Annotated in this window: 9 protein-coding genes and 2 pseudogenes; 5 read left to right on the top strand and 6 right to left on the bottom strand. The window is 73.6% G+C overall.

The window, feature by feature from the left end; genetic code table 11:
* Nucleotides 1-389 precede the first annotated feature (389 nt).
* Nucleotides 390-1,172 (top strand): VOC family protein, encoded by a 783-nt coding sequence (locus tag AB0K09_RS26370; RefSeq protein WP_366067882.1) that lies wholly within the window; start codon nucleotides 390-392, stop codon nucleotides 1,170-1,172.
* Nucleotides 1,173-1,363: 191 nt separating this feature from the next.
* On the opposite strand, the gene AB0K09_RS26375 is transcribed toward AB0K09_RS26370, so the two are convergent.
* Both AB0K09_RS26375 and AB0K09_RS26380 read right to left on the bottom strand, forming a co-directional pair.
* Nucleotides 1,364-1,537 carry a CsbD family protein gene (locus AB0K09_RS26375; protein ID WP_366067883.1) on the bottom strand — a complete coding sequence of 58 codons (174 nt, stop codon included), beginning with the start codon at nucleotides 1,535-1,537 and terminating at the stop codon, nucleotides 1,364-1,366.
* A 92-nt stretch (nucleotides 1,538-1,629) separates the two neighbouring features.
* Nucleotides 1,630-1,953, bottom strand: coding sequence for a hypothetical protein (locus tag AB0K09_RS26380; protein ID WP_366067890.1), 324 nt, complete (start codon nucleotides 1,951-1,953; stop codon nucleotides 1,630-1,632).
* Nucleotides 1,954-1,960: 7 nt separating this feature from the next.
* Between AB0K09_RS26380 and AB0K09_RS26385 the strand changes: the two genes are divergently transcribed.
* Nucleotides 1,961-2,668 (top strand): sigma factor-like helix-turn-helix DNA-binding protein, encoded by a 708-nt coding sequence (locus tag AB0K09_RS26385; protein WP_366067884.1) that lies wholly within the window; start codon nucleotides 1,961-1,963, stop codon nucleotides 2,666-2,668.
* A gap of 22 nt (nucleotides 2,669-2,690) precedes the next feature.
* Here AB0K09_RS26385 and AB0K09_RS26390 read toward each other — a convergent pair.
* Nucleotides 2,691-3,125, bottom strand: a pseudogene (locus AB0K09_RS26390) (nuclear transport factor 2 family protein); the annotation flags it as partial.
* Nucleotides 3,126-3,610 (bottom strand): annotated as a pseudogene (locus tag AB0K09_RS26395) (FAD-dependent oxidoreductase); the annotation flags it as partial.
* A 118-nt stretch (nucleotides 3,611-3,728) separates the two neighbouring features.
* Between AB0K09_RS26395 and AB0K09_RS26400 the strand changes: the two are divergent.
* Nucleotides 3,729-4,217 (top strand): SRPBCC family protein, encoded by a 489-nt coding sequence (locus AB0K09_RS26400; protein WP_366067885.1) that lies wholly within the window; start codon nucleotides 3,729-3,731, stop codon nucleotides 4,215-4,217.
* Nucleotides 4,218-4,223: 6 nt separating this feature from the next.
* Here the strand turns inward: AB0K09_RS26400 and AB0K09_RS26405 are convergent, their stop codons facing one another.
* On the bottom strand, nucleotides 4,224-4,598 hold the full coding sequence (locus AB0K09_RS26405; RefSeq protein ID WP_366067886.1) for a helix-turn-helix domain-containing protein: 375 nt from the start codon (nucleotides 4,596-4,598) through the stop codon (nucleotides 4,224-4,226).
* 96 nt (nucleotides 4,599-4,694) lie between these two features.
* Between AB0K09_RS26405 and AB0K09_RS26410 the strand changes: the two genes are divergently transcribed.
* Entirely contained in the window at nucleotides 4,695-5,576 is an 882-nt protein-coding gene (locus AB0K09_RS26410; RefSeq protein WP_366067887.1) for an NAD(P)-binding domain-containing protein, read from the top strand.
* A gap of 33 nt (nucleotides 5,577-5,609) precedes the next feature.
* On the opposite strand, the gene AB0K09_RS26415 is transcribed toward AB0K09_RS26410, so the two are convergent.
* On the bottom strand, nucleotides 5,610-7,091 hold the full coding sequence (locus AB0K09_RS26415; protein WP_366067888.1) for an alpha/beta fold hydrolase: 1,482 nt from the start codon (nucleotides 7,089-7,091) through the stop codon (nucleotides 5,610-5,612).
* Between the two features lie 112 nt (nucleotides 7,092-7,203).
* Here AB0K09_RS26415 and AB0K09_RS26420 point away from each other — a divergent pair.
* On the top strand, nucleotides 7,204-7,579 hold a 376-nt coding region (locus tag AB0K09_RS26420), incomplete at its 3' end, for a MerR family transcriptional regulator (protein WP_366067889.1).

The following is a 7,579-nucleotide window of genomic DNA, read 5'->3' on the forward strand; positions in this document are numbered from 1 at the left end:
GGCGTCCACGCGCTCCCAGCCGATCAGGGAGGCGACCGAGAAGTGGTGCATGGTGGTGGCCACGGCCAGCGTCCAGCACCGTCTTGTCCTTGGATATCCACTGCGCGCCGGGGTGCATGATGTCCTTGGCAGTCGTCATGATCGCCCTCCTGGGTTCTCGGATGCGTCACGTGCCTCACGGCACCTCCATGCTCACCCCGTCCGCCGCGCGCCCCGCATCGGCGTACTCCGAACGGGTGAACCCCCTCCGGCCTTCCCCGGTGCGCCGCCCGCCCCCACGCGCCCTTCGCGCGTCGCGCGGCTGTCAGAGGTGGGTGCCAGACTGAAGGTCCGGCCGGGAGGCCTCCCGCGCCGGCCCGTGGCCGACTCCGCCCGAAGGAGCGCACCCCATGCTCACCACCGACTTCGTCACCGGCTCCCCCAACTGGCTCGACCTCGGCGCACCGGACACGAACGCTGCCGCCGCCTTCTACGGCGCGGTCTTCGGCTGGGAATTCCAGTCCGCCGGTCCGGACGCGGGCGGTTACGGCTTCTTCCAGAAGGACGGCAGGACGGTCGCCGGCCTCGGCCCCCTCACCGAGGAGGGCGCGAGCCCGGCCTGGACGGTCTACTTCCACACCCCCGACGCGGACGCCACCGCCAAGTCCGTCGAACAGGCCGGCGGCACGGTGCGGTTCCCGCCGATGGACGTCATGGAGGCCGGACGGATGGCCGGTTTCACCGACCCCCAGGGCGCCGAGTTCGCGGTCTGGCAGCCGGGCGCCGTCGGCGGCCTGGAGAAGGCCAGTGAGGAGGACGCCCTGTGCTGGGCCGAGCTCCACATCGGCGACGTCCCGGCCGCGCTCGCCTTCTACGACCGGGTCTTCGGCTGGCGCTCGGCGGAGATGGAGGCACCGGGCATGACGTACACGGTCCTCTCGACCGCGCAGGGCGGCCAGGAGGAGGCGACCTTCGGCGGCGTCGCCCCGTCCCAGGGGCAGGGCGAACAGCCGCGCTGGATCCCGTACTTCGCCGTCGCCGACGCGGACGCGACGGTCGCACGGGCGCAGGGCTCGGGCGGCACGGTCCTGATGCCGGCGGCGGACGTCCCGGACGTCGGCCGCCTGGCCTGGCTGGCGGACCCGTTCGGGGCGCCCTTCGCCCTGCTCAAGCCGGAGCCTCCGGCGGCGTAGCCGCGACGTTCGGAGCGCCACGCGCCCCTTGCGGGGCGCACCGTCAGGCGGGGTGGTCGAGTGCGCCGCTCCGGCTCGACATCGTCGGCAAGCGCGTGTGGTTCGAGCTCCGGAAGGAGCGGGCCCGGTGAGGGCGAGAAACGGGCCCCCTCACCGGCCGGTGAGGGGGCCCGCCATGTGTCCCGGGGCGCTCAGTCCTCGAACGCGTCCTTCGCCTTCTCCTTCGCGCCGCGCAGGTCGCCCTTGGTCTGCTCCATGCGGCCCTCGGCCGTCCGGCGCTCGTTGCCGACCGCGCGGCCCGTCGCCTCCTTGGCCTTGCCCTTGATCTGCTCGGACTTCGCCTTGGCCTTCTCACCGGCACTCATGATGTGCGGCCTCCTCGTATCCGATCAACGTCCGTACGAACAGGCGGCTGCCCCCGCGCGCGGCGTTCAAACCGTCGCCGGGAGGCGCGGACTCACCGCCGGGCCAGCGCCAGTACGCTCAGATCGAACATCAGGACACCCAGCGGCAGATGGACCGACGGTACGTGTGCGATGCCCAGCACCACCTGGGCCGAGGCGAGTGCGAGGAATCCCGACGCGTGCCGGACATGCCGCGGCGAGCCACCGCCCCGCTTCCACGCCAGCACCGCCGCGAGCACGTACAGCATCGACGCCCCGTACATCACGCGGGCCCCGACACCGTGCAGCGTCTCTCCGTAGGACGAGGTCAGCAGCAGTCCGGCGGAGACCGCCTGGAGGAAGATGGTCAGGGTCTGCAGGGCGATCGCGATCCGCAGGAACGACGTGCTGCGTCGTGAGCGCTATGTCGGCGCGTGGCTGCCCGAGCCGCTGCCCGACCGCACCGAGTGGGACCATGCGGGTGGCGCCGACCCCGCCGACCAGATCGTTCTGGACGAGTCGGTGGACATGGCCTTCCTCGTCGTCCTGGAGTCGATGACGCCCGCGGAGCGGGTGGCCTTCGTCCTGCACGACGTCTTCCGGTACCCGTTCGCCGAGATCGCCGGCGTTCTCGGCCGGACCCCCGCGGCCTGCAAGCAGCTGGCGTCCTCCGCCCGGCGGAGGGCGGGCGCCGAGCGCGCCCCGGTGACGGCGACCGGCCGGGCCGACGTGGTGAGGCGCGTCAAAAAGGCGTGGGAGACCAAGGACATCGCGGCCCTCGTCGGTCTCCTCGACCCGGCCGCCGTGATGACCGCCGACGGCGGCGGCCTGGCCGGCGCCGTGCTGCGCCCGGTCGAGGGCGGCGCGCGCATCGCCCAGTACATGATCGCCATCGCCGGCACGGTCCCGGGGCCGGAACTCCTGGAGCGCTCGGTCAACGGCGTGCCGGGCCTGGTGGCCCGGCGTGCCGGCGTCGTCGTGACCGTGGCCTCGTTCGAGGTCTCGAACGGGCGCGTCACCCGGATCCGGGTGGTCCGCAACCCGGAGAAGCTGCGGCCGTGGGCGCGGGAGGGCCGGGTCCGGGACTGCGCGACGGAGAAGGAGACCCCGTAACGGTTCAGCGGATGGACAACGGTCAACGCCCTCCCACGTCGTGGGTGGTGCCGTCCGTGACGGCCCGGAGCTTGTCCGGGTTGGCCACGTTGTGGATGGCGGTGATGCGGCCGTCCGCGTCGAAGTCGAACGTGACGGTGGCGATCACGCGGTCGGGGCCGCTGAACACCATGCCCGGGCCGCCGTTGATGCCGACGAGCTCGGCGCGCATGTCCGCCGGCTCGATGCCCTGGTAGGTGACGGTGCCGATGGCCGCGAACCAGGCCGCCACCGTGGACGCGCCCACGACCGGCCGCAGGGCCTGGCGGACCTTGCCGCCGCCGTCGGTCCACAGGGTGACGTCCGGGGACAGCAGCTCCATCAGGGCGTTGACGTCACCGCCGGTCGCGGCGGCGAAGAACCGCTCGGTGACCTCCCGCTGCCGCGAGCGGTCCGCGGGGAACCGCGGCCGCCGGGCCCCCGCGACCACCACCGTGCCGCTGCCCAGCCGTGCGAGCCGATCGGCCAGAACTCGGCGTCCTGGGCGCCGTCCAGGGTGTACGCGTGGTCCTCGACGCCCGGCACCGCGGCCGTGTCGGCCACGGCACCCAGCGCGTACACCAGCGTGTCGTAGGACAGGACCCGGTCGTCGTCGATCCGCACGGTCTTCGCGTCCGCGTCCACCGCCGTCACCCAGCCGCGTACGAACCGCGCGCCCGTGCCCTCCAGCAGCTCCGGCAGGCTCAGCTCCGCGAGCGGCTGCCCGGTCGCCGTCATGTGCAGCCGCAGCCGCTCGGTGAACCGCTCCTGCGCGTTCACCAGCGTGACCTGGACGTCCTCCCGGCCCTTGACCCGGGCCGCGAGCTGGACCGCCGCGGACACGCCCGCGTACCCCGCCCCCAGGACCACGACGCGGTGCGTGGCCGCCGTCGCCGTCGTGCCGCTTTCGTGTCGTCCGCTCATCGTCTCGCCTTCCTCGTTCGCCGCTGACGACCACGAGATGCGAGCTGCCCGCCCGTCTGTGACACGGGCGCGGTGTGACGCGAGACACAGGGCGGCGGCATGGCGCAGGATACGTATCGTGGACCAGGGCAACGTGAGCGCCACCCTGACCGTCGCCGCGCCCGCCGCGAGCGTGTTCGCGGTCCTGGCGGACCCGGCGGCCCATGCCGCGATCGACGGCACCGGCTGGGTCCGGGAAGCCGTCGACCGGGCGCCGCTGACCGAGGTGGGGCAGATCTTCCGGATGGCCATGTACCACCCCGGTCATCCGGACGGTGACTACCGGGTGGCCAACAAGGTCCACGTGCTCGACCCGCCGCGCGCCATCGGCTGGCTGACGGGGCAGGAGAAGGACGACGGCCGGCTGGAGTTCGGCGGCTGGTTCTGGCGTTACGACCTCACGCCGCTCGGTCCGTCCAAGACCGAGGTCACGCTCACCTACGACTGGTCGGCGGTACCGCCGTCCATCCGGGAGTACCTCCGGTTCCCGCCGTTCGGCCCCGAGCACCTCACCGACTCGCTGCACCACCTGGCCCGGCTCGTCTCCGGCTCCGAAGACCCGGCCTAGGGTCCGTCAGGAAACGCCCTGGGCCGCCCTCTCCTGTGGCCCCCGGGTGGCCGCCCGCTCGCGGCCCCAGGCGGCCAGCGACCGGAGGGCGTCGTTGAGGCGTGTGCCGTCCTCGGTCAGCGAGTACTCGACGCGGGGCGGCACCTCGTCGTAGGAGACGCGGCGCACGACGCCGTCCGCCTCCATCTCGCGCAGGTGAGAGGCCAGCACCTTCTCGGTGACCCCCGGAAGCAGCCGGCGCAGCTCGCCGAAGCGCCGGCAGGGCTGCTCGTGGAGCGCCCAGAGGATCAGGACCTTCCACTTGCCGCCGATCACCTCCATCGCGGTATCGATCCCGCAGACGTGTCCGCCCGGTGCACCGGGCCGGTTCAGCGTCGTCATGCCCCACCCCTCCGACCTGCTCGCTCACCCCGGGGTAACCACCCACTCCGAAGTGCGTACTTGATCACCTCCGGGCCTGTGACCAGCCTAATCGGCATGACACCGAACACCATCGAGAAGACCTCCGTCACGCTGCTGGGCCTCGGCGCGATGGGCACCGCGCTGGCCCGCACCTGGCTGGCCGCCGGCCACCCGCTCACCGTCTGGAACCGCACCCCCGCCCGCGCAACGGCGCTCGCCGCCGAGGGCGCCAGGGTCGCCGGCAGCGCCGCCGAGGCGGTCGCGGCGAGCACCCTGGTCGTCGTCTGTCTGCTGGACGACGCCTCGGTCGGCGAGGCGCTGGCCGGCACCGACCTGGCCGGCAGGGACCTGGTCAACCTGACCACCAGCACCCCGGCCCAGGCCCGCACCCGCGCCGAGTGGGCCCGCGGGCGCGGCGCCCGCTACCTGGACGGCGGGATCATGGCCGTCCCGCCGATGATCGGTGTCCCGGAGGCCGGCGGCTACGTCTTCTACAGCGGCTCACAGGAGCTGTTCGAACAGCACCGGGAAACGCTGGGCGTCCCGGCCGGCACCACCTACGTCGGCGAGGACGCGGGCTTCGCGGCCCTGCACGACGTGGCCCTGCTCAGCGCCATGTACGGCATGTTCGCCGGGGCCGCGCACGCCTTCGCGCTGATCCGCAAGGAGGACATCGACCCCGCGTCGCTCGCCCCGCTGCTCGCCGACTGGCTCGTCGCGATGGCCCCGGCAGTGCACGAAACCGCCGACCGGCTGAAGAGCGGCGACTACACCAAGGGCGTCGTCTCCCCGCTCGCCATGCAAGTGGCCGGCACGCCGACCTTCCTGAGCACCGCCGAGCAGCAGGGCGTCAGCCCGGAACTGCTCAGCCCCTACTTCGAGCTGATGCGCCGCCGTCTGGCCGAGGGCAGCGGGGAGGAGGACCTGACGGGTGTGATCGACCTGCTGCTGCACTGACCGCGGCTGCGGCCGGCACATTGCCGGCAGACCTCAGCCGCCGAGGTGCCCCAGCACCGACAGCATCGCGTGCTCCACCGCACGGCGCGTTCCGTCCGTGTGGTCCATCGTCTCGAAACCGTGGTGGCCGAGCGGGACGTCGATCACCTCGACGGGCGCCCCGCACTCCCCGGCGGCGGTCAGGAACTCCTCGACCGTCGCCGCGATCTCCGGCCGCTCCAGCTCCACCCGGGACAGCACGACCGGCGGCCCGCCGGGGGTGCGCAGCGCCTCCACCGGGTGGAAACGGGCGTCGAACCGCCCCCAGTTGGGCAGCGGGGCCAGGACGGCGTAGGTCGCCGCAACGCACCGCAGCCACGGCGGGGCCGCCGCGAGCCACTGCGCGGACAGCAGTCCGCCGCCGGAGAAGAACCACAGCGCCACGCGGTCCGCGTCGACGCGCGGATCGGCGCGCACGAGGTCGACGGCCGCGGCGACGTCCTCGGCGGCGTCCCCGTAGCCGCCCAGGTCGTGCAGCCGGTGGTCGAGCGTCACGCCGACCGCGCCCAGGCTCGCGGCGTACCGGCCGTAGCCGGTGAAGACCTCCCAGTCCCGGGGCGTCGGGCGGCTCTCGGCCGGCACCGGGCCGCCGTGCACGAAGACGATCGCCGGGCGGGGCTCCTCGGCGTCCGGGAGGTACAGGTCGACGTGGCCGTGCCGTTCGCGGGGCCGCTCGGGGACGTCCAGGAGGAAGGAGCGCGGGGGCTGCTCCGCGGACGCCGTGATGCGGTGTCCCTCACCGGCCGCGGCGCCCAGCAGGGCATCGGCCAGCTCGGTGGGCGCCGAGAGCATCGGCCAGTGGCCGGTGTGGAGTTCGAAGAAGCTCACCGCGGGATCGGTGAGCGCCTTCAGGTGCGGGTCCCCGAACCGGACGAGCGCCTCGAGCGTCTCGATGCTCGCCCCGTTGGCCGTGCACAGCACGCCTGTCGTCGGCACCTTCGCGAGCGCCTCCGTCAGCCGGAGCGGCTGGGTGAGCGTGCCCAGCGGCTGCGGTGCGGCGAGGCGGGACATCCGTTCCAGCGCCTCCTCCGGGACGCCGGCCGTGCTGCCCCAGCGCTGCCATTCGCCGGAGGACGGCGCGGGGACGAGCCAGCCGTCCTCGGCCTCCTCGATCCGGGCCGCGCCGGGCGGCAACGTGGCGAGCGCCGGGGCGCCGTGCTGGGGCATGCCCGAGTCCAGGTAGACGATGCGGGAGATCCGCTCCGGGCGCCGGGCGGCCGCGCCGAGCGCCGGGTGGACGCCGTAGCAGTGGCCGACCAGCACCACCTCCGCGGCGTCCAGGTGGTCGATCACCTGCACCACGTCCTCGACGTGCGTGTCCAGCTCGGTCTGCGGGCCCGCCAGATGGCGGCGGTCGCCCATGCCGGTGAGCGTCACCGGATGCGCCTCGGCCCCCGACTCCCGCAGCCGGGTGGCCACCTCTCCCCAGATCCAGCCGCCGGTATGGGCGCCCGGCACCAGGACGAATGCCGTCATGGAACGTCTCCTCACGTGTCCTTACATGCCTTTTCGTCCGCGCGGCCCGGCCCGCCGGGCCGTCCGCGCTCCCCGGTACGGTAGGAACTCCCCCTGAGGGAGGTTCAAGCCCTTGTCCGAGACCGCATCGCCCGACGTCACCTGGACCATCGGAGAGCTCGCCGAGCGCGCGGGGGCCACCGTCAAGACCGTCCGCTTCTACTCGGACCGCGGCCTGCTCCCCGAGGCCGCCCGCAGTACCGGGGGACACCGCCGGTACGGGCCCGAGGCGCTGGACCGGCTCCGTCTGATCCGCTCGCTGCGCGCCCTCGACCTGCCGGTCCCGGAGGTGGGCCGGGTCCTCGACGAGGACGACGCGCTGGAGGACGTCGTGGCGGGGCGGCTGCGCGAGCTCGGCACGCGGCTGAGCGCCCTGCGCTGGCAGCAGGCGTCCCTCCAGCTCCTCCGGGACTGCGCCCCGGAGGAGCGCGCCGAGCGGCTGCGCCTGC

This window comes from Streptomyces sp. NPDC049577 (assembly GCF_040675635.1).
GTDB lineage: Bacteria > Actinomycetota > Actinomycetes > Streptomycetales > Streptomycetaceae > Streptomyces.